The following is a 20,764-nucleotide window of genomic DNA, read 5'->3' on the forward strand; positions in this document are numbered from 1 at the left end:
GGCGTTGACTTTTGGCACGCTGTTGAGTTCTCAAGGAACGGACGCTTCCTTTGTACTCACCCTCTCGGGCTTTCCTCCGGGCGCTTCCCTTCGGTCTTGCGTTTCCGACTCTATCAGATCTTTCCGATCCGATTTCCTCGGTGCTTTCCAGGTTCCCGCTTCCGCGTTTCCCTTTCCGGCGGTTCCGACTCTATCAGATCCTTTAGGGCTCTGATTCCCCGTCAGAGGGGGTTGCCTTCCCGGCTGTTGGGCCGTTCCGACGAGTGAGACTCTAGCGGATTCCTGACTCCCGAGCTAATCGGGGGCCGCGTCCTTTCGAACGTGGATTCCTCATTCCGCGAATACGCACGCCAATGACACGACGACGCCGACAGACGCGACTGTTCGTCGATAAGTGGTTGGTACTTGCGGAATCGCTGTCCGGGGACCGACCGGAGTCGGCGCTCACGTCGGACAACTCGGAGAACAGTACGGATGGGGGCAGGCCGTGTCAACTCCGTGGCGGGGCCCTCGCCGGGGGCGTAGCGTGAGGGGCGTGACGACGCGTACGTGCAACCAGTTCTGGTGGGCCGCCTGACGGCGGCCGCGCTCACGTATGCACTCGACGGCCGCCGCTTCGGCGGCCGTTCTCGTATCTCCCTCCAGGAGGGGCGGCCGGCGGGTGGCGGCGGCCCTGACCAGGAGGTGGAGTAGTGACGCGGGTCTTCAGTGGGGTCAAGCCGACCGGGCATCTGACGCTGGGGAACTATCTGGGAGCCATGCGGCGGTGGGCCGCGGTGGACCAGCATCGTTCCGACGCGTTGTTCTGTGTCGTCGATCTGCACGCGCTGACCGTGGACCACGATCCGGCACGGGTGCGCCGACTGAGTCGGCAGGCGGCGTCGCTGCTGCTGGCGGCGGGGCTGGATCCGGAGTTGTGCACCGTGTTCGTGCAGAGTCATGTGGACGAGCACGCGCGGCTGTCGTACGTACTGGAATGTGTCGCGACCGACGGGGAGATGCGGCGGATGATCCAGTACAAGGAGAAGGCCGCGCGGGAGCGGGAGCGGGGCGGGAGTGTGCGGCTGTCGCTGCTGACGTATCCCGTGCTGATGGCGGCCGACATCCTGGCGTACGGGACGGACGAGGTGCCGGTAGGGGACGACCAGACGCAGCACGTTGAACTGGCCCGGGATCTCGCGGTGCGGTTCAACCAGCGGTACGGGCACACGTTCGTGGTGCCCAGAGCCACCCGTCCGGGGGTGGCGGCACGCGTGATGAATCTGCAGGAACCGGCGTCGAAGATGGGGAAGAGCGATGACGTCGGTCCCGGGATCGTCTATGTGCTCGATGAACCGGACGTGGTGCGGAAGAAGGTCATGCGGGCCGTGACCGACAGCGGGCGCGAGGTCGTGTACGACCGGGTGGCGCGGCCGGGGCTCGCGAATCTCCTGGAGGTCCTCGCCGCCTGCGCGGGTGGGGAGCCCGCTGAGCTGGCGGGGGCGTACGACTCGTACGGGGCGTTGAAGAAGGACGTGGCGGAGGCCGTGGTGGAGGTGCTGCGACCGTTGCGGGAGCGGCATCAGGAGCTGTGCGCGGATCCCGGTTATGTGGAGGGCGTGCTGCGGGTGGGTGCGGAGAGGGCGCGGGCGATGTCCCGGCCGACGGTGGACGCCGCCTATCGCGCGATCGGGCTGCTGCCGCCGGTGCCGGAGACGGTGGTGAACGCGGCCCGGTAGGCGCTGGGGCTGGTGGCGAGGCGCGATGCGAAGTGCTGGCGCATCGTGACCTCGCTGCCGATGCCCGCCCGGCGGGCGACCTCGGGCATGGGGAGGTCGGTGCGTTCCAGGAGCTTCTGGGCGGCGGCGATGCGCTGCTCGAGGAGCCAGCGCAGGGGGGTGGTGCCGGTCGCCGCCGTGAAGTGGCGGGCGAAGGAGCGGGGGGACATGCGGGCGCGGGCGGCCAGGTCGGCGACGGTCAGCGGCTCGTGGAGACGGCGCAGGGCGTACTCGCGGACGGCGGCGAGGGCGTCGGCGTCCCGGTCGGTGCGTGGGGTCGGGTGCTCGATGAACTGGGCCTGGGTGCCGGTGCGGAAGGGGGCCGTGACCATGGAGCGGGCGATGGTGGCGGCGGCCTCGGCGCCGTGGGTCAGGCGGACCAGGTGGAGGCAGAGGTCGATGCCGGCCGCGGTGCCGGCCGCGGTCCAGAGTTTGTCGTCCTCGATGAAGAGGGCGTCGGGGACGACGGTGACGCGGGGATGGTGGGTGCGCAGGAGGTCGACCAGCCGCCAGTGGGTGATGGCCCGGCGGCCGTCGAGCAGGCCCGCCTGGGCGAGGGTGAAGGCGCCTCCGCACAGGGCGGCGACGGTGGTGCCGCGGGCGTGGGCGCGGCGGAGGGCGTCGAGGACCGGGGCGGGGGCCGGAGTCAGGTGGTCGTCGAGGCCGGGGACCACGACGAGGTCGGCGTGGTCCAGCCAGCCGAGGGGTCGGTCGGGGTGGAGGGCGAGGCCGCCGCGCATGGGGACGGCGGTGGTGCCGTCGGCGGCGACGCGGCGCAGGTCGAAGGCGGGGGCGCCGCGGTCGGTGCGGTCGGTGCCCCAGACCTCGGTGATGACGGAGACGTCGAAGGCCCGGATGCCGGGGAAGGCGACGAGGGCGACGCGATAGGGGGACGGGGCGGCGGCCGGCTCTGCCATGGTGGCAGTAAACCATCGATCGCTGACTTCTGTACCTCTGGGGAGCGCGGCCGTGCGGCGGCACGATCGGGGCATGGACATCGCAGAGAACGCAGCGCTGGTGGTCGTGGACGTGCAGAAGGGCTTCGAGGAGCTCGGCTTCTGGGGTACGCGCAACAACCCGGAGGCGGACGACAACATCGCCGCCCTCGTCGACGTGTGGCAGGCGACCGGGCGGCCGGTCGTCTTCGTGCGGCACGATTCGGTCAAGCCGGAGTCGCCTTTGCGGGCGGGGTACGAGGGCAACGGCTTCAAGGAGTACGTCGAGCAGCGGCGCGGGAAGGGGAGCGCGCCCGAGCTGCTGGTCACGAAGACCGTGAACTCCGCCTTCCTCGGGACGCCGGACCTGGGGGCGTGGCTGCGGGAGCAGGGGATCGGCCAGGTCGTGCTGGCCGGGATCCAGACGAACATGTGCGTGGAGACGACGGCCCGGATGGGCGGGAACCTCGGGTACGACGTGCTGGTCGCGTTCGACGCGACGTACACCTTCGACCTGGAGGGGCCCTTCGGCTGGCGGCAGAGCGCGGACGAACTGGCGCGCGCGTCGGCGGTGTCGCTGCACGGGGGCGGGTTCGCGCGGGTGGTGACGACGGGGGACGTGGTGGCCGCGGCGGAGTGAGCCCCCTGCTCCAGGGGGCTCACCGGGTCGTCAGTCCTTGGTGCCGGAGGCGAGTTCGCGACTGCGGTCGCGGGCGGCTTCGAGGGCGGCGATGAGGGCGGCTCGGACGCCGTGGTTCTCGAGTTCGCGGATGGCGTTGATGGTGGTGCCGGCGGGGGACGTGACGTTCTCGCGGAGCTTGACCGGGTGTTCGCCGCTGTCGCGGAGCATCTTCGCGGCGCCGATCGCGGACTGGACGATCAGGTCGTGCGCCTTGTCGCGGGGCAGGCCGAGGAGGATGCCGGCGTCGGTCATCGCTTCGACCAGGTAGAAGAAGTACGCCGGGCCCGAGCCGGAGAGGGCGGTGCAGGCGTCCTGCTGGTTCTCGGGGACGCGGAGGGTCTTGCCGACCGCGCCGAAGATCTCCTCGGCGTGGGCGAGGTGGCCGGCGGTGGCGTGGGTGCCGGCGGAGATGACGGACATGGCCTCGTCGACGAGGGCGGGGGTGTTCGTCATGACGCGGACGACAGGGGTGCCGGGGGCGAGGCGTTCCTCGAAGAAGGAGGTCGGGATGCCCGCGGCGCCGCTGATGACCAGGCGGTCGGCGGGGATGTGCGGGGCGAGTTCGTCGAGGAGGGTGCCCATGTCCTGCGGCTTGACCGTGAGGATCAGGGTGTCGGCGGACTTGGCGGCCTCGGCGTTGGTGACGGGGGTGACTCCGTAGCGGGTACGGAGTTCGTCGGCCCGTTCCGGGCGGCGGGCGGTGACCAGGAGGTCGGCGGGGGACCAGCCGGAGCCGATCATTCCGCTGAGCAGGGCTTCGCCGATCTTGCCGGTGCCGAGGACTGCGACTTTCTGGGTCATGGGTTTTGGTGCCCTCCGGGGGTGCGCGTTGGCCGTCGTCATCCTCGCATTCGGGGAGGCGGGTGGGGTGGTGCGTCCAGGTGGCGGGATGGGGGTGGTGGTGGGGAGGGGGTTTCGCGCCCGCCGCCCCTTCCCTCCCCCGCTCTCGGCTTCGCTCGAGCGGGAGGTGCCCCCATCGTCCCCGGGGGTTGCCGCCCCCAGACCCCTGCTTCGGCCTGGACGGCCTCGTCCTCAAACGCGGGACGGGCTGGATTCAGGACGTGCGGCGTTTGAGGGTGGCCGCCCCTAGTGCCAGGACCAGGACGGCGCAGCCCGCGACGATCAGGATGTCGCGGAGGAAGGTGGCCGTCATGTCGGTGTGGCGCAGGACTTCGTTCATGCCGTCGACCGCGTAGGACATCGGCAGGACGTCGGAGACGGCCTCCAGGGCCGGGTGCATGCGGTCGCGCGGGGTGAAGAGGCCGCAGAGGAGGAGCTGGGGGAAGATCACCGCCGGCATGAACTGCACCGCCTGGAATTCCGAGGCCGCGAAGGCCGAGACGAAGAGGCCGAGCGCGGTGCCCAGGAGGGCGTCGAGCAGGGCGACGAGGAGGAGCAGCCAGGCGCTGCCGGTCACGTCGAGGCCGAGGAACCAGACCGCCAGGCCCGTCGCCAGGGCCGACTGGACGATGGCGAGGGTGCCGAAGGCGAGGGCGTAGCCGGCGATGAGGTCGCCCTTGCCCAGCGGCATGGCGAGGAGGCGTTCGAGGGTGCCGGAGGTGCGCTCGCGCAGCGTCGCGATGGACGTGACCAGGAACATCGTGATCAGCGGGAAGATCCCGAGCAGGGAGGCGCCGATGTTGTCGAAGGTGCGCGGGCTGCCGTCGAAGACGTAGCGCAGCAGGAACAGCATCAGGCAGGGGATCAGGAGCAGCAGCGCGATCGTGCGGGGGTCGTGGGTGAGCTGGCGCAGGACGCGGGCCGCGGTGGCGGTGGTGCGGGAGAGGCTGAGGGGGCGGGTGGGGGCCGGGTTCAGGGTGGCCGTGGGGGTGGTGGGTGTGGTGGTCATCGCGTGGTCTCCTTCGCGCGGGCTGCCGCCGTGGCCTCGTCGACCAGGTGCAGGAAGGCCTCCTCGACCGTCTCGGTGTCCGTGCGGGTGCGCAGGGCGTCCGGCGTGTCGTCGGCGAGGAGCGTGCCCTCGCGCATCAGGAGGAGGCGGTGGCAGCGCTCGGCCTCGTCCATGACGTGGGAGGAGACGAGGAGGGTGGTGCCGCGGTCGGCGGCGAGGGCGTGGAAGAGGTTCCACAGGTCGCGGCGGAGTACGGGATCGAGGCCGACCGTCGGTTCGTCGAGGACCAGGAGGTCGGGGGCGCCGAGGAGGGCGACGGCCAGGGAGACGCGGCTGCGCTGGCCGCCGGAGAGGTTGCCGGCCAGGGCGTCGGCGTGGGTGGTGAGGTCGACGTCGGTGATCGCGCGGGTGACGGTCTCGCGGCGGCTGTCGGAGGCGGCGTGGCCGGGGGCGAGGATCGCCGCGAAGTAGTCGAGGTTCTGGCGGACGGTGAGGTCGTCGAAGACGGACGGGGCCTGGGTGACGTAGCCGATGCGGGTGCGCAGGACGGGGTGGCCGGCGGGGCGGCCGAGGACGTCCAGGGTGCCGGTGACCTTGGCCTGGGTGCCGGCGATCGCGCGCATCAGGGTGGACTTGCCGCAGCCGGAGGGGCCGAGGAGGCCGGTGATCCGGCCCCGCGGGACGGTGAAGCCGAGGCGGCGCAGGACGGTGCGGGAGCCGCGGGTGACGGTGAGGTTCTCCGCGTGGACGGCGGGGGCGGGGTCGCTGCCGGCCGGACCGCTGCCGGCGGCCGTCGGGGTGTCGTCGGGAGGGCGGGGCGAGTAATTCATCATGTGATGAATACTGCTCCCCGCCCTCGCGGACGTCAAGCGGCCGACGGGGTCCTGGCGAGCAGCAGGACGACGTCGTACGTCTCCTCGACGATCCCGTCCGGGAATACGGTCAGGAGGTGCTCCCGCTCCTCGGCCAGGAAGGCCGCGCTGCGTTCCTCGCCGTGGATCAGGAAGACCGAGTGGCTGGCGATGTTGGCCAGGTGCGTGTCCAGCGGGACGCGGCGGCTCCAGCGGATGTCGCGGTGAGTGAAGGCCAGCCGGCGGGCGGGGTCGGCGACCCGGGCGTTGACGTCCCGTTTCTCGGCGGAGACGTTCAGGCCGAACGCCCGCCCCGTGCGCTCGGCCGCCTCGCGTATCCACGGCACGTCGAGGGCGTCGGTGTTCCACCACAGCGCCAGCGCCCCGCCCGGACGCAGCACGCGCAGCGCCTCCGGGACCGCGCGGGCGGGGTCGGTCCAGTGCCAGGCCTGGGCGTAGGTGAGGAGGTCGAGGCGGTGGTCGGCGAGGGGGAGGGCGTTGCCGTTGCCGCGGACCACCGGCACATCAGGGAGGCGGCGGCGGAACTCGGCCGCCATGCCCGCGCCGGGCTCGACGGCGACCACGTCGGCGCCCCGTTCGCGCAGCCGGGCGGTGGCGATACCCGTACCGGCGCCGACGTCCGCGACGCGGGAGCCGGCCAGGGGGCGACCGGACAGCTCCTCGATCGCCTCGAAGAGGGCCGGCGGGTAGGAGGGGCGGTTGGCGGCGTACTGGGCCGCGGCCGCGTTGAAGGAGTGGGCGCGGGCGGCGCGGCCGGCCGGCGAGTCGGTCCTCGGTGTCGTCATACGGCCATGGTGGCCCGGTGACGGCGAGGCGCAGGGGGCCTTCCTAGGAGGAGCGGCGGCGCTTCTTCGACGGGTTGCGGGAGCGGCGCGAGCTGCGCTTCTCGTACTCCTCGCGGGCCCTGTCGTACTCGGCGCGGTGGAGCTTCTCGCCCGGGGCCTCGGTGAAGGTGCGGAAGAAGTAGGCGAGGAGCGCGCCGACGAAGCCGATGGTGAGCAGGCCGCGCAGGGAGGACTGGCGCTCGGGGTCGGGGCGGGTGGAGAAGCCGGACCAGGTGTGCCGGAAGGCCATGGCGCTGCAGGCCGCGAACATCACGATCACCAGCAGCGACACGAAACCGCCGATGTCGGCGACCTGGAGGCCCTCGTAGGCGAAGCGGAGGACGAAGCAGGCGGCGGCCGCCGCGACGAGGGAGCCGAGGGACACGCCGGCCCGGCGGGCGGCGTAGCCGTTGTCGTGGTTCACCCAGGTCGTGCCGAAGAACCGGAGGGGTTCGGGGCGGGGGCCGGGTGGGGGGCCCGCGGAGGTGTCCGGGTTGCCGTTCGTGCCGTTCTCTGCGCTCACGGAACGATTATGGCGCCGGACGCGCCGCGGGCCCCGGGCGGGCTCAGGAGCAGCGGGAGGCGACGTAGCCGTCGCTGCCGGTGCGCACGTACGCGTCGGAGACGTATCCGTCGCCGATGTCGTCCCAGATGGCGCTGGTGCCGTACGGGCCCGTCACCCTGGTCCCCGGCGTCTGGCAGTGGACGGGGACACGGGCCCCCTCCGCCAGGACCCGCACGATGCCGTAGCCGGTGCCGGGGCCGCTGCGGACGTTGAGGCGGACGCCCGGGGCCACCGGGTAGTACGTGACGGCCGCCGCCGCGGTCGCCGTGAGGGCTTCCGCGGTGCCGGCGGTCTCTGCCAGGTGGTCGACATGGTCGACGGTCATGTGTTCTCCCCCCGTCGGACCCCGCGCGTGCCGCGGAGTCCCCAAGATGCCGCGGTGACGGACTGTCCGGAACAGGCCGTCACACGCGAGTTCGTGACTCGCACGCGGAGGCTAGCAAGCCGCCTCGGCCCCGTACGAGTCATCGACTAGGCTCCGAGCGTCGCGCGCGCAAAGGAACAGCACGGGGGTGGTCCCATGGCGCCACGGGAGAACGACGGAGCGGGCGCGGAAGCGGAACGTCCGGAATACGCCGGTCACTACCGTCTGGACTCCTGTCTGGGATCGGGCGGCATGGGCGTCGTGCACGTGGCCCGCAGTACCTCCGGGATGAAACTGGCGGTGAAGGTCGTCCATGCCCGCTACGCCGAAGATCCCGAGTTCCGGGGGCGGTTCCGGCAGGAGGTGGCCGCGGCACGGCGGGTGAGCGGCGCCTTCACCGCGCCGGTCGTCGACGCCGACCCGGAGGCCCCGCGGCCCTGGATGGCCACCCTGTTCATCCCCGGGCCGACCCTCTCGGAAGAGGTGAAGCGGAACGGGCCCATGGACCCCGGGCAGTTGCGGCGGCTGATGGCCGGGCTCGCGGAGGCGCTGCGGGACATCCACCGGGTCGGCGTGGTGCACCGGGACCTGAAGCCGAGCAACGTACTGCTCGCGGAGGACGGTCCGAAGGTCATCGACTTCGGCATCTCCCGGCCCAAGGACAGCGAACTGCGCACCGAGACCGGCAAGTTGATCGGTACCCCGCCGTTCATGGCACCCGAGCAGTTCCGCCGGCCCCGCGAGGTGGGCCCCGCCGCCGACGTCTTCGCCCTCGGCTCGCTGATGGTGCACGCGGCGACCGGGCGCGGGCCCTTCGACTCGGACAGCCCGTACGTCGTCGCCTACCAGGTCGTGCACGACGAGCCCGATCTGACGGGCGTGCCGGAGACGCTCGCGCCGCTGGTGCTGAGCTGCCTGGCCAAGGATCCGGACGAGCGGCCCACGCCGGACGAGCTGATGCGGCGGCTGCGGTCGGTGGCGGCGTCGTACGACACGCAGACCTTCCTGCGGGCGCCGCGGACCGAGGAGGAGGAGTCGGAGTCGGAGGAGACGGCGGGGCCTGCAGCGGACGCGGCGGAGTCCGGCGCGGACGGGTGCCGGGCGCGGCCCGCGCGCCGTCTCGGGCGGCGGACGGTGCTGGTCGCCGGGGTGCTCTGTCTCACCGTGCTGGGCGGGCTCGCCTCGCTCCAGTGGGCCGGCGGCTCCGGTCCTGCGGGCAAGACCGCCGTCGCCCAGGAGGCGTCCGGCGGCTTCGGGGCATGGGAGACGGAGGCCGCGGGAGGCGGCATGCCCCAGTGCTCCTACGGGGCGGGCGCGCTGGTGTGCGGGCGGCCCGGGGTGGTCCTCGCCCTCGACCCGGCCGACGGCCGCACGCTGTGGCGGCACGACGTCGGCGGGACGACGCGGAGTGAACCGCCGGTCGTGTCGGGCGGCCTGGTGCAGCCCTCGCTCGACCTGATCGGTGACCTGGAGGCCCTCGACCCCGCCACGGGCGAAGTGCGGTGGCACGTGGACTCGCCGGGGTACAGCGGGCTGCGCCGGGCGGGCGACATGCTCCTGCTGACCATGGCCGACGGAATGGTCACCGGCGTGGACAGCGCCTCGGGCGAGACCAGGTGGTCGCACCGGATCGCCGGGCAGACCGTGCCGTACTTCACCTCGTTCGCCGGGGATCCGGACGCCTACGCGTCGACCGTGTCGGACGACGGCTCCCGGACCCGGGTGACCGCGGTGGACGCGGCGACCGGGGACGTGCGGTGGGACGCCGGCCTGGAGGGGACGGTGACGCCGGTTGGTGCGGCGGACGGGTCGGTGTACTTCCTGGTCGGCGGCGCGACCTACGGGGACGCCACCGCCGTGGTGCGCTACACGCCCGGCAGCGGGGTGACCCGGCGGGTGACGCTCGACGTCCCGGTCGCCGCGGCGCAGGCCGGGGTGCGCGGGGACACCGTGCACCTCATGGGCGCGGGCGGCTCGCTGGTGGCCGTCGACATGGCGTCCGGGAGGCAGCGGTGGCGGCTGGAGACCGGCGTGAGCCGGGGCTCGGCGCCCGTCTCGGACGGACGGCACGTGTACGTCACCGCCCCCGACGGGCGGCTCCTCGGGGTCGACGCCCGCACGGGCAAGCTGCTCGGGCAGACGAGGCCGAGGTTCGGTGCGGACTCCGACCGGGTGCCCGCCTCGCTGCCGGCGCCGGTGCTCGCGGGCGGGTACGTCTACGCCGGTGCGCCGGACGGCACGGTGTTCGGCGTGGACGGGCGGGACCCGGCCGCCTGGTAGCGGGGGCCGGGTCCGTAGGGGCGAGCTTGCAGGGGCCGGTGCCCCGGGCGGTCAGCCCAGCTTGCTCACGTCGCGGACGGCGCCCGTGTCGGCGCTCGTCGCCATCGCGGCGTACGCCTTCAGCGCCGCGGAGACCTTGCGGTCGCGGTTCTTCGGGGCGTACACGCCGTTCAGGGCCTCGGCGCGGCGGGCCAGTTCGGCGTCGTCGACGAGCAGCTCGATGGAGCGGCCCGGGATGTCGATGCGGATGCGGTCGCCGTCCTCGACGAGGGCGATGGTGCCGCCCGAGGCAGCCTCCGGGGAGGCGTGGCCGATGGACAGGCCGGACGTGCCGCCGGAGAAGCGGCCGTCGGTGATCAGCGCGCACGCCTTGCCCAGGCCGCGGCCCTTCAGGTACGAGGTCGGGTAGAGCATCTCCTGCATGCCGGGGCCGCCCTTGGGGCCCTCGTAGCGGATGACGACGACGTCGCCCTCCGTGACCTGCTGGGTGAGGATCTTCTGGACGGCCTCCTCCTGCGACTCGCAGACCACCGCGGGGCCCTCGAAGGTCCAGATGGACTCGTCGACGCCGGCGGTCTTCACGACGCAGCCGTCCACGGCCAGGTTGCCCTTGAGGACCGCGAGGCCGCCGTCCTTGGAGTAGGCGTGCTCGGCTGAGCGGATGCAGCCGCCCTCGGCGTCGGTGTCCAGCGCCTCCCAGCGCTCGGACTGGGAGAAGGCCTCGGCGGAGCGGACGCAGCCCGGCGCCGCGTGCCACAGCTCGACGGCCTCGGGCGACGGGGAGCCGCCGCGCACGTCCCAGGTCTTGAGCCAGTCGGCCAGGGACGGGCTGTGGACGGAGTGGACGTCCTCGTTCAGCAGGCCTGCGCGGTGCAGCTCGCCGAGGAGGGCGGGGATGCCGCCGGCGCGGTGCACGTCCTCCATGTAGTACGTGCGGTCCTTGGCGACGTTCGGCGCGACCTTCGCGAGGCACGGCACCCGGCGGGAGACGGCGTCGATGTGCTCCAGGCCGAAGGCGACACCAGCCTCCTGGGCGGCGGCCAGCAGGTGCAGGATCGTGTTGGTGGAGCCGCCCATCGCGATGTCGAGGGCCATGGCGTTCTCGAACGCCTGGAACGTGGCGATGTTGCGCGGCAGGGCGGACTCGTCGTCCTGCTCGTAGTAGCGGTGGACCAGGTCCATCACGGTGCGCGCGGCGTCGACGTAGAGCTGCTTGCGCGCGGTGTGGGTGGCCAGGGCCGAGCCGTTGCCGGGCAGGGAGAGGCCGATGGCCTCGGTCAGGCAGTTCATCGAGTTGGCGGTGAACATGCCGGAACAGGAGCCGCAGGTCGGACAGGCGTTCTCCTCGATGCGGAGGATGTCCTCGTCCGAGATCTTGTCGTTCACGGCGTCCGAGATCGCGTCGACCAGGTCGAGTGTGCGGACCGTGCCGTCGACCAGGGTGGCGCGGCCGGACTCCATCGGGCCGCCGGAGACGAAGACCGTCGGGATGTTCAGCCGCAGTGCGGCGTTCAGCATGCCCGGGGTGATCTTGTCGCAGTTGGAGATGCAGATCAGGGCGTCGGCGCAGTGGGCCTCGACCATGTACTCCACGCTGTCCGCGATCAGGTCGCGGGAGGGCAGGGAGTAGAGCATGCCGCCGTGGCCCATGGCGATGCCGTCGTCGACGGCGATCGTGTTGAACTCGCGCGGGATGCCGCCGGCGGCGACGACCGCCTCGCTGACGATCCGGCCGACCGGGGCGAGGTGCGTGTGGCCCGGCACGAACTCCGTGAAGCTGTTGGCGATCGCGATGATCGGCTTCCGGCCGATGTCCGCGCCGGGTACACCGGAGGCACGCATAAGGGCGCGGGCGCCCGCCATGTTGCGGCCGTGGGTGACTGTGCGGGACCTCAGCTCGGGCATCGTCGCTCGCTCCTTCGGAGAGTTATGACTGCCGTCGAGCGTACGCCGGTCATCCAGAGGTCGGGACGGGGTGTCCGGAATACGGGACGCGTGTCTCGCGTGCGGCCGTGTCGGGGGCGGGTCCACGGCCGTGTCGGGGGCGGGTCAGGCCGTGTCGGAGGCGGGTCAGGGGCCGGTGAGGTGGCCCTGTACGACCGGTGCCAGACGGGCGACGAGCTCCTCCGGGTCGGCCGAGGCCAGCGGCTCCACCTTGATCACGTAGCGGAGCATCGCACACCCCACCAGCTGGGCCGCCGCCAGTTCCACGCGCAGCTCCGCGTCGGGGACGTCCAGCTGGGCGGCGACCCGGCGCAGCAGCTGGGCTGCGATCAGCCGGCGGAAGACGGTGACGGCGGTCTCGTTGTTCACGGCCGAGCGGAGGACGGCCAGCAGGGGGGCACGGGTGGCGGGGTTCTCCCAGACGCCCAGGATGAAGCGGGTCAGGCGCTCGCCCACCCCGTCCAGGGGGCCGTCGGCGATCGCCTCCGGGGCGTCCAGGGCGGGTGCGAAGGCGACCTCGACGGCCGCCTCGAAGACCTGCTCCTTGGTGCCGAAGTAGTGGTGCACCAGCGCCGGGTCCACGCCCGCGGCCTTGGCGATGCCGCGCACGGAGGTCTTCTCGTAGCCGCGCTCGGAGAACTCCTCGCGGGCGGTGGTGAGGATGCGGTCGCGGGTGTCCCCGGACTCCGTGCGGCGCGGGCGGCCCCGGCGGCGGGTGGCCGCGTGGGCTTCGTCGCTCACCGGCGGTCCGTCCTCGTCGCGGAGCCCCCGGGGACCGGGGCCGCCGACTGCGCCAGGTGCCGGCGCGTGAAGGCCAGCGCCTCGGCGAGGTCGGCCTCACGTTCGGCGCCGGACATGGCGCGACGGGTGTTGACCTCGATGACGACGTGGCCGTCGAAACCGGTGTGCGCGAGGCCCTCCAGCAGCTCGGCGCAGGGCTGGTCGCCGCGGCCGGGGACGAGGTGCTCGTCCTTGGCGGAGCCCTTGCCGTCGGCGAGGTGGATGTGGCCGAGACGGTCGCCCATGCGCTCGATCATGCCGAGGGTGTCGGTGCGGGCCGTGGCGGTGTGACTGAGGTCGATCGTGAAGTGACGGTAGTCCTCCTTCGTCACGTCCCAGTCGGGCGCGTAGGCGAGCATCTCGCGGTCCCGGTAGCGCCAGGGGTACATGTTCTCCACGGCGAACCGCACGTCCGTCTCGTTCGCCATCCGCCAGATGCCGTCGACGAAGTCACGCGCGTACTGGCGCTGCCAGCGGAACGGCGGGTGCACGACGACGGTGCTCGCGCCCAGCTTCTCGGCGGCGGCCTGGGCGCGCTGGAGCTTGGTCCAGGGGTCCGTGGACCACACCCGCTGGGTGATGAGCAGACAGGGCGCGTGGATGGCCAGGATCGGCATCCGGTGGTAGTCGCTGAGCCGGCGCAGGGCCTCGATGTCCTGGCTGACCGGGTCGGTCCACACCATGACCTCGACGCCGTCGTACCCGAGGCGCGCGGCGATCTCGAAGGCCGTCGCCGTCGACTCCGGGTAGACGGAAGCCGTCGACAGGGCGACCTTCGCGTCCGGGGTGCGGACTGCGTCCCTTGGTTCTGCCACGGGGGCCAGGTTACGGGGTGCGGGTGGGGGGATGCGGGGCGGCCGTTCGCCGTTGTGGTGAGGGCCATAGGGCGGGTGGGGTCCGGGGTGCCCTGCCGCGCGCTTGCGTCGTCCCCGGTCCGTCACGTGTGTCGTCCCCGGTCCGTCGCGTGCGTCGTCCCCGGTCCGTCGCGTTTGTCATCCCTGGTCCATGTGGTCCAGCCTGCGGAGGATCACGCCCTCCCTGAGGGCCCACGGGCAGATCTCCAGGCTCTCCACGTGGAAGAGGTCCATCGCGGCCTCGGCGACCAGGGCGCCGGCCAGGAGCTGGTTCGCGCGGCCCTCGGAGACGCCGGGGAGTTCGGCGCGCTCGGCGGCGGTCATGGCGGCCAGGCGGGGCACCCAGGCCTCCAGCGAGGCCCGCTTCAGCTCGCGCTGGACGTAGAGGCCCTCCGCCGAGCGGGCCGCGCCCGCGATCCGGGCGAGCTGCCGGAAGGTCTTGGAGGTGGCCACCACGTGGTCGGGGGCGCCGAAGCGGCTGAACTCGCCGACCGTACGGGCGATCTCCGTACGGACATGGCGGCGCAGCGCGCGGACGTCCTCCGGGTCGGGCGGATCGCCGGGCAGCCGGGCGGCGGTCAGCCGGCCCGCGCCGAGCGGCAGCGACACGGCGGCGTCCGGCTCCTCGTCGATGCCGTAGGCGATCTCCAGGGAGCCGCCGCCGATGTCGAGGACCAGCAGCTTGCCCGCCGACCAGCCGAACCAGCGGCGGACGGCGAGGAAGGTGAGCCGGGCCTCCTCCGCACCGCTGAGCACGGTCAGCTCCACGCCGGTCTCCTCGCGGACGCGCGCGAGGACGTCGTCGGCGTTGCGCGCCTCGCGCACGGCGGAGGTGGCGAACGGCAGGAGGTCCTCGACGCCCTTGTCCTCGGCGGCCTGGAGCGCCTCGTGGACCACCGCGATCAGCCGGTCCACGCCCTCGGGGTGGATCGCGCCGTCCGCGTCGAGGAGTTGGGCGAGGCGCAGCTCCGCCTTGTGCGAGTGCGCGGGCAGCGGGCGCGCGCCCGGATGTGCGTCCACCACCAGCAGATGCACCGTGTTCGAACCCACGTCGAGGACACCGAGTCTCATAAGGGGAACGCTACTGCCGACGGGGCGGGGCGACGGTGCCGTCGTCCGGTCCGGGCGACTTACCCTGGAACCGTGCCAAAGACGAAAAAGGCGAAGGACGGAAAGTCGCCCAAAAGGAATAAGACGAGCATGCGGGACGAGACGCCGGGTTCCGTGTCCGGTCCCGTGCCGGGTGACGGCAAGGGCGACGAGAAGGGGCTCGACTTCGCGCGCGCGTGGGTCGAGTTTCCCGATCCGGCGGACGACGAGCAGGTCTTCCGCTGCGACCTGACGTGGCTGACCTCCCGCTGGAACTGCATCTTCGGCAGCGGCTGCCAGGGCATCCAGGCGGGCCGCGCCGACGACGGATGCTGCTCGCTGGGCGCGCACTTCTCCGACGAGGACGACGAGCAGCGGGTCGCCGAGCACGTGGCGAGGCTCACGCCGGACATCTGGCAGCACCACGCCGAGGGCACGCGGAACGGCTGGATCTCCGAGGACGACGAGGGCTCCCGGCAGACCCGGCCCTTCCAGGGCTCGTGCATCTTCCAGAACCGGCCCGGCTTCGCCGGGGGCGCGGGGTGCTCGCTGCACATCCTGGCGCTCAAGGAGGGCCGGGAGCCGCTGGAGACCAAGCCCGACGTGTGCTGGCAGCTGCCGGTGCGGCGGACGTACGAATGGATCGACCGGCCCGACGACACCCGCGTGCTCCAGGTGTCCATCGGGGAGTACGACCGGCGGGGCTGGGGGCCGGGCGGGCACGACCTGCACTGGTGGTGCACGTCGGCCACCTCGGCGCACGGCGCGGGCGAGCCGGTGTACGTGTCCTACCGGCCGGAGCTGATCGAGTTGATGGGCAAGGCGGGGTACGACCGGCTGGTGGAGTTGTGCGAGGCACGCCTGGCGTCGCAGCTGCCGTTGCTGGCGCCGCATCCGGCGGATCCGGCGCCTCGCTGAGGCGGCCCCGCCCTCAGGAGCCGGCCGGGCTCGCGGCGCCGCTGTCGTCGTCGTTGCCGTTGTCGGGCGGGGGCGACGGGGTGTCCGTGCCGTCCGTCGGGGTCGGGTCGGGGGGTGTCGGGTCCGGGCCGGGTGTGGTGGGGGTCGGGTCCGGGCCGGGTGTGGTGGGATCGGGGGGCGTCGTCGACGGGGTCGGGTCCGGGCCCGGGGTGGTCGGGGACGACGAGTCGTCCGGTGCGCTGGGGCGCGGGTCCGGGTGGGAAGGGCTCGGGGCGGTGCCGTAGCCCCGGATGGAGATGACGGCGCCGGCCGGTGAGACGGCCACCTTGGCGCTCCAGGGGCCGGACGGCTCGCGCAGGTGGTCGACGTACACCCGGATCGTCAGCGTCTCGCCGGGGTGGAGCGTGCCCGACGACTGGCTCAGGTAGAGCCAGGGGGCGGGGGTGGACGCGGACCAGTGCACCGGGGCGTCGCCCGTCGCGGCCAGGGTGATCAGCGTCGTGTCGCCGTGGCTGCCGGCCGACACGTCCAGGTGGCCGGTGCCCTTCGCGTCCGCGCCGGAGACGCTGACGACCTCGACGGAGACGTCGGCCTTGCCGTCCTCGCCGAAGCGGGCGCCGGGGGTGCTGCTCGCGTTGCCGGCGTTCTCGTAGCCGTGGCCGTAGCCGTGGTCGTCGGCCTGCTCGCCGTTCATGCCGTCCGGGCCGTGGGCCTCGCTGGCGCTGGCCGAGCGGCCGTCCTGGCCCTCGCCGACCGGGGTGCCGCGGTAGGCCGCCCACAGGGCCAGCACCGGGGCGGCCACGACCGTGGCGACGACGGTGGTGGTGACGGCACGGGCGCGCAGGCGGTCCCGGCGGGCCGCACGGTCCTTGGGGTCCATCGGGAAGCCGCGCCGGTCGAAGCGGGGTGCGGCGGGCCGCGCGCGCGGGCCGTGGGCCATGGCGGCGTGCAGGGCCGCGCGCGGGGCCTCCAGGACCGGTAGTTCGGCGGGGGTGACGGTGGTGCCGGGCCAGCGGCCGGGGATCGCGCGCTCGGCCGTGCGGCGGCAGCGCGGGCAGTCGTCGACGTGCCGGACCAGTTCGCGGCGGAGCGCTGCGCTGAGCACGTAGCGGTTCTCGCCGGTGAGGCGGGACACTCCCTTGCAGGCGCCGGTCTCGACGACCGCGAGGGCCGCGCGGGTGCGTTCCACCTCGCAGGCGGCCGCGGCGAGCAGTTCCCTGGTGGCGGGGAGGTCCGTGCCGAGCACGGCGGCTACCTCGTGGGGGGCGAGGTGGTGGCGCACGGCGAGCTCCAGGGCCTCGCGCTGCTCGGGGGTGGTACCGGCGGCCTCCGGCCAGGCCAGCAGGGCCAGTTCGCGGCGGCGGCGCTCCTGGTCCTCGCCGGGAGGCGCGGGGGGCTGCCGGTCGGGGGCCGGGCGCTGCCGGTCGGGGGCCGGGCGCTGCCGGTCGGGGGCGGGGCGGCCTGCGGCGTGGGTGGCCGGACGTTTCTGCTTGGCCTCGGCCAGCTTGCGCAGGCAGGCCCAGCGGGCGAGGGCGTACAGCCAGGCCCTGCGGTCCGCGGGGTCGGGGCCGCGGTGGCCGCGGTGGTCGCGGCGCTCGGCGAGCGCGAGGACGTCGCCCAGGGCGGCGGTCGCGGTGTCGTGGTCGCACAGGACGGACAGGCAGTAGGTGAACAGGCCGTCCAGATACGCCTCGTAGCGCGTGGGCGGTCGCTGCGCCAGCGTGCGCGCCGCTGCGCGGTCTCGCGCTTCCCGGTGCTCGCGGTGCTCCCGGTGTGCCCGGTGGGGGCGGGTCGTGGTCTCCGGACTGCTCCTCATCACCCGGTGACCGTAGGCGGGTATGGGTGGCGCGAAGTGGCGCGTTGGACACTTTTAATCCGTACGGGTGAAACGATCCCTCATAAGGGGACAGGGGTGTGCCTGCGGCGGCCTGTGCGGGTTCGGTGGGGGTGCGTGTAGCGCGTTCGGTCCGGTGGTGGGTCGGGGCCGCGCCGGGGGGTGTCCGTCCTCGGAACGGCGCGAAATCGGTTACCTGGCAGCAGGCGGGGCGTTGACGCGCCAACCGCTGCGGGCGGACACCCCCCGACACGGCCCCTTCTCGCCGTACGCGACTGACGGCCGCCATCCCATCCCGCCCCAGCTGCGGGCAGTCGCCCGCCCCGGCAGCCCCAGCCGTCCCAGCTGCGGGCAGTCGTGCCTCCCCCAGTGCCTGAACCGCCCGGGAGGTGCCCCCAGGGCGGCACGGGTGGGCGCTGGGCGTCCCCGCTCTGGGGAGGCACCCCGTACCGCCGGGCCGCGCAACCCACCCCCGGCCAGCGACCGCGCCGGGAACCCGGCAACGCACGGCCACACGCACCCAGCTGCGGCCCCCACTCGCGCCGGGTGCCACACCGGCCGCCGCGCGCTGTCAGTGGGGCCGGTTACCGTTCACGCATGGCCACCCGTGCGAAGACCACCAAGGACCGGCCGTCCTACCGCTGCACCGAGTGCGGCTGGCAGACGGCCAAGTGGCTCGGCCGCTGCCCCGAGTGCCAGGCCTGGGGCACCGTCGAGGAGTACGGCGCGCCCGCGGTCCGTACGACGACGCCGGGGCGCGTCACCACGTCTGCCCTGCCCATCGGCCAGGTCGACGGCCGTCAGGCCACCGCTCGCCCGACCGGCGTGCCCGAGCTGGACCGCGTGCTCGGCGGCGGACTCGTGCCCGGTGCCGTGGTGCTCCTCGCGGGTGAGCCCGGCGTCGGCAAGTCCACGCTGCTGCTCGACGTCGCGGCCAAGTCGGCCAGCGAGGAGCACAAGACCCTCTATGTCACGGGTGAGGAGTCGGCGAGCCAGGTGCGGCTGCGGGCCGACCGGATCAAGGCCATCGACGACCATCTCTATCTCGCCGCCGAGACCGACCTCGCGGCCGTCCTGGGGCACCTGGACGCGGTCAAGCCGTCGTTGCTGATCCTCGACTCCGTGCAGACCGTGGCCTCCCCCGAGATCGACGGCGCCCCCGGCGGCATGGCGCAGGTGCGTGAGGTGGCGGGCGCTCTCATCCGTGCCTCCAAGGAGCGCGGCATGTCCACGCTGCTGGTGGGTCACGTCACCAAGGACGGCGCCATCGCCGGGCCCCGGCTGCTGGAGCACCTCGTCGACGTCGTCCTGCACTTCGAGGGCGACCGGCACGCGCGGCTCCGTCTGGTGCGGGGCGTCAAGAACCGGTACGGGACGACCGACGAGGTCGGCTGCTTCGAGCTGCACGACGAGGGCATCACCGGCCTCGCCGACCCCAGTGGGCTGTTCCTCACCCGGCGTGCCGAGCCCGTGCCCGGCACCTGTCTGACCGTCACCCTGGAGGGGCGCCGGCCGCTGGTGGCCGAGGTGCAGGCGCTCACCGTCGACTCGCAGATCCCTTCCCCGCGGCGCACCACGTCCGGTCTGGAGACGTCCCGGGTGTCGATGATGCTGGCCGTGCTGGAACAGCGGGGAAGGATCAGCGCGCTGGGCAAAAGGGATATTTACAGCGCGACGGTCGGTGGGGTGAAGTTGTCCGAGCCGGCCGCCGACCTCGCGATCGCGCTGGCGCTGGCCTCGGCCGCCAGCGACACCCCGCTGCCCAAGAATCTCGTCGCGATCGGCGAGGTGGGGCTCGCCGGTGAGGTGAGACGGGTCACGGGCGTGCAGCGCAGGCTCGCCGAGGCGCACCGGCTGGGATTCACGCATGCCCTGGTACCGACCGATCCGGGCAGGGTCCCTGACGGCATGAAGGTCCTGGAAGTCGCGGACATGGGGGACGCCCTGCGGGTCCTTCCGCGCTCCCGTCGGCGAGAGGCCCCACGGGAGGCGGAGGACCGCCGGTAGACTTTGCCCTGGTCTCGCCCGTCCGTACGACCGAGTGTGCGACACGGGAGCGCCAGAAGAACCTGCGACCGGAGGAGTGCAGTGGCAGCCAACGACCGGGCAGCAGCTCCCGGAAAGTCCGGTGGGAGTGCCGGTGCCGATGGCCTGATGCGTGCCTCCCTGAGCGCCGTGGCGCCCGGCACGCTGCTGAGGGACGGCCTGGAGCGGGTCCTTCGCGGCAACACCGGCGGCCTGATCGTGCTGGGCTCGGACAAGACCGTCGAGTCGATGTGCACCGGCGGTTTCGTGCTGGACGTGGAGTTCACCGCGACCCGGCTGCGCGAGCTGTGCAAACTCGACGGCGGCATCGTGCTCTCGTCGGACCTGTCGAAGATCCTGCGGGCGGGGGTGCAGCTGCTGCCGGATCCGACGATTCCCACCGAGGAGACCGGCACCCGGCACCGTACGGCGGACCGGGTCAGCAAGCAGGTCGGGTTTCCCGTCGTCTCCGTGTCGCAGTCGATGCGGCTGATCGCCCTGTACGTGGACGGGCAGCGGCGGGTTCTGGAGGACTCCGCCGCCATCCTGTCCCGGGCCAACCAGGCACTGGCCACGCTGGAGCGGTACAAGCTGCGGCTCGACGAGGTCGCCGGCACCTTGTCCGCGTTGGAGATCGAGGATCTGGTGACGGTGCGGGACGTCTCCGCCGTCTCGCAGCGGCTGGAGATGGTGCGCCGGATCGCCACCGAGATCGCCGAGTACGTGGTCGAGCTGGGCACCGACGGGCGCCTGCTGGCGCTGCAGCTGGACGAGTTGATCGCCGGTGTGGAGCCCGAGCGTGAGCTGGTCGTGCGGGACTATGTGCCCGAGCCCACCGCGAAGCGCTCCCGCACCGTCGACGAGGCGCTGGCCGAGCTGGACAAGCTCAGCCACGCCGAGCTGCTCGAACTGTCCACGGTGGCGCGGGCCTTGGGATACACCGGGTCGCCCGAGACGCTGGACTCCGCGGTGTCGCCGCGCGGCTTCCGGCTGCTGGCGAAGGTGCCCCGGCTGCCCGGCGCGATCATCGACCGGCTCGTGGAGCACTTCGGCGGGCTGCAGAAGCTGCTCGCCGCCAGCGTGGACGACCTCCAGACGGTGGACGGCGTCGGCGAGGCGCGGGCGCGCAGCGTGCGGGAGGGTCTGTCGCGGCTGGCGGAGTCGTCCATCCTGGAGCGGTACGTCTGACCGG

At 72.9% G+C, this 20,764-nt stretch carries 18 protein-coding genes; 6 read left to right on the forward strand and 12 right to left on the reverse strand.

What is annotated here, in order from left to right; translation table 11 throughout:
• Nucleotides 1–692 precede the first annotated feature (692 nt).
• Nucleotides 693–1,718 carry a tryptophan--tRNA ligase gene (gene trpS, locus AB0E77_RS20740; RefSeq protein WP_361572725.1) on the forward strand — a complete coding sequence of 342 codons (1,026 nt, stop codon included), beginning with the start codon at nt 693–695 and terminating at the stop codon, nt 1,716–1,718.
• Here the strand turns inward: trpS and AB0E77_RS20745 are convergent.
• A complete protein-coding gene (locus AB0E77_RS20745) occupies nt 1,658–2,674 on the reverse strand; it encodes a helix-turn-helix domain-containing protein (RefSeq protein WP_361572727.1) in 1,017 nt (338 codons plus the stop codon). The genes trpS and AB0E77_RS20745 overlap by 61 nt on opposite strands.
• A 73-nt stretch (nt 2,675–2,747) precedes the next feature.
• Here AB0E77_RS20745 and AB0E77_RS20750 point away from each other — a divergent pair, with 73 nt between their 5' ends.
• Complete coding sequence (locus tag AB0E77_RS20750; RefSeq protein WP_361572729.1) at nt 2,748–3,332, forward strand: cysteine hydrolase family protein; 585 nt, start codon at nt 2,748–2,750, stop codon at nt 3,330–3,332.
• A 30-nt stretch (nt 3,333–3,362) separates the two neighbouring features.
• Here AB0E77_RS20750 and proC read toward each other — a convergent pair whose 3' ends face one another.
• From proC to AB0E77_RS20780, 6 genes are all read right to left on the reverse strand, one after another.
• Nucleotides 3,363–4,175 carry a pyrroline-5-carboxylate reductase gene (gene proC / locus AB0E77_RS20755; RefSeq protein ID WP_361572731.1) on the reverse strand — a complete coding sequence of 271 codons (813 nt, stop codon included), beginning with the start codon at nt 4,173–4,175 and terminating at the stop codon, nt 3,363–3,365.
• Between the two features lie 253 nt (nt 4,176–4,428).
• On the reverse strand, nt 4,429–5,223 hold the full coding sequence (locus tag AB0E77_RS20760) for an ABC transporter permease (RefSeq protein WP_361572733.1): 795 nt from the start codon (nt 5,221–5,223) through the stop codon (nt 4,429–4,431).
• Nucleotides 5,220–6,056 carry an ABC transporter ATP-binding protein gene (locus AB0E77_RS20765; RefSeq protein WP_361572735.1) on the reverse strand — a complete coding sequence of 279 codons (837 nt, stop codon included), beginning with the start codon at nt 6,054–6,056 and terminating at the stop codon, nt 5,220–5,222. Before AB0E77_RS20765 ends, AB0E77_RS20760 begins: the two co-directional genes overlap by 4 nt.
• A gap of 32 nt (nt 6,057–6,088) precedes the next feature.
• On the reverse strand, nt 6,089–6,880 hold the full coding sequence (locus AB0E77_RS20770) for a class I SAM-dependent methyltransferase (RefSeq protein ID WP_361572737.1): 792 nt from the start codon (nt 6,878–6,880) through the stop codon (nt 6,089–6,091).
• Between the two features lie 43 nt (nt 6,881–6,923).
• Complete coding sequence (locus tag AB0E77_RS20775; protein ID WP_361572739.1) at nt 6,924–7,442, reverse strand: EamA/RhaT family transporter; 519 nt, start codon at nt 7,440–7,442, stop codon at nt 6,924–6,926.
• 43 nt (nt 7,443–7,485) lie between these two features.
• Complete coding sequence (locus AB0E77_RS20780; RefSeq protein ID WP_361572741.1) at nt 7,486–7,809, reverse strand: SH3 domain-containing protein; 324 nt, start codon at nt 7,807–7,809, stop codon at nt 7,486–7,488.
• A 195-nt stretch (nt 7,810–8,004) separates the two neighbouring features.
• Between AB0E77_RS20780 and AB0E77_RS20785 the strand changes: the two genes are divergently transcribed.
• Nucleotides 8,005–10,128, forward strand: a complete 2,124-nt coding sequence (locus AB0E77_RS20785) for a serine/threonine-protein kinase (protein ID WP_361572743.1) — start codon at nt 8,005–8,007, stop codon at nt 10,126–10,128.
• A gap of 51 nt (nt 10,129–10,179) precedes the next feature.
• Here AB0E77_RS20785 and ilvD read toward each other — a convergent pair whose 3' ends face one another.
• The 4 genes from ilvD to AB0E77_RS20805 form a co-directional block, all read right to left on the reverse strand.
• Complete coding sequence (ilvD, locus tag AB0E77_RS20790; protein ID WP_361572745.1) at nt 10,180–12,033, reverse strand: dihydroxy-acid dehydratase; 1,854 nt, start codon at nt 12,031–12,033, stop codon at nt 10,180–10,182.
• A 165-nt stretch (nt 12,034–12,198) separates the two neighbouring features.
• Nucleotides 12,199–12,813 carry a TetR family transcriptional regulator gene (locus AB0E77_RS20795; RefSeq protein ID WP_361572747.1) on the reverse strand — a complete coding sequence of 205 codons (615 nt, stop codon included), beginning with the start codon at nt 12,811–12,813 and terminating at the stop codon, nt 12,199–12,201.
• Nucleotides 12,810–13,667: a sugar phosphate isomerase/epimerase gene (locus AB0E77_RS20800; RefSeq protein WP_361572749.1), complete on the reverse strand. Its 858-nt coding sequence runs from the start codon at nt 13,665–13,667 to the stop codon at nt 12,810–12,812. The genes AB0E77_RS20795 and AB0E77_RS20800 overlap by 4 nt, the downstream gene beginning before the upstream one ends.
• A 177-nt stretch (nt 13,668–13,844) precedes the next feature.
• Nucleotides 13,845–14,777 carry a Ppx/GppA phosphatase family protein gene (locus AB0E77_RS20805; RefSeq protein ID WP_361572751.1) on the reverse strand — a complete coding sequence of 311 codons (933 nt, stop codon included), beginning with the start codon at nt 14,775–14,777 and terminating at the stop codon, nt 13,845–13,847.
• A 72-nt stretch (nt 14,778–14,849) separates the two neighbouring features.
• Between AB0E77_RS20805 and AB0E77_RS20810 the strand changes: the two genes are divergently transcribed.
• Complete coding sequence (locus AB0E77_RS20810) at nt 14,850–15,713, forward strand: hypothetical protein (protein ID WP_361572753.1); 864 nt, start codon at nt 14,850–14,852, stop codon at nt 15,711–15,713.
• A 13-nt stretch (nt 15,714–15,726) separates the two neighbouring features.
• Here the strand turns inward: AB0E77_RS20810 and AB0E77_RS20815 are convergent, their stop codons facing one another.
• Entirely contained in the window at nt 15,727–17,529 is a 1,803-nt protein-coding gene (locus AB0E77_RS20815) for a hypothetical protein (protein WP_361572755.1), read from the reverse strand.
• 615 nt (nt 17,530–18,144) lie between these two features.
• On the opposite strand from AB0E77_RS20815, the gene radA reads away from it, so the two are divergent.
• On the forward strand, nt 18,145–19,554 hold the full coding sequence (gene radA, locus AB0E77_RS20820) for a DNA repair protein RadA (protein WP_361572757.1): 1,410 nt from the start codon (nt 18,145–18,147) through the stop codon (nt 19,552–19,554).
• An 81-nt stretch (nt 19,555–19,635) separates the two neighbouring features.
• Nucleotides 19,636–20,760: a DNA integrity scanning diadenylate cyclase DisA gene (gene disA, locus AB0E77_RS20825; RefSeq protein WP_077799043.1), complete on the forward strand. Its 1,125-nt coding sequence runs from the start codon at nt 19,636–19,638 to the stop codon at nt 20,758–20,760.
• The last annotated feature ends 4 nt before the right edge of the window (nt 20,761–20,764 follow it).

This window comes from Streptomyces sp. NPDC032940 (assembly GCF_040636935.1).
In the GTDB taxonomy this organism is placed as follows: Bacteria; Actinomycetota; Actinomycetes; order Streptomycetales; family Streptomycetaceae; genus Streptomyces.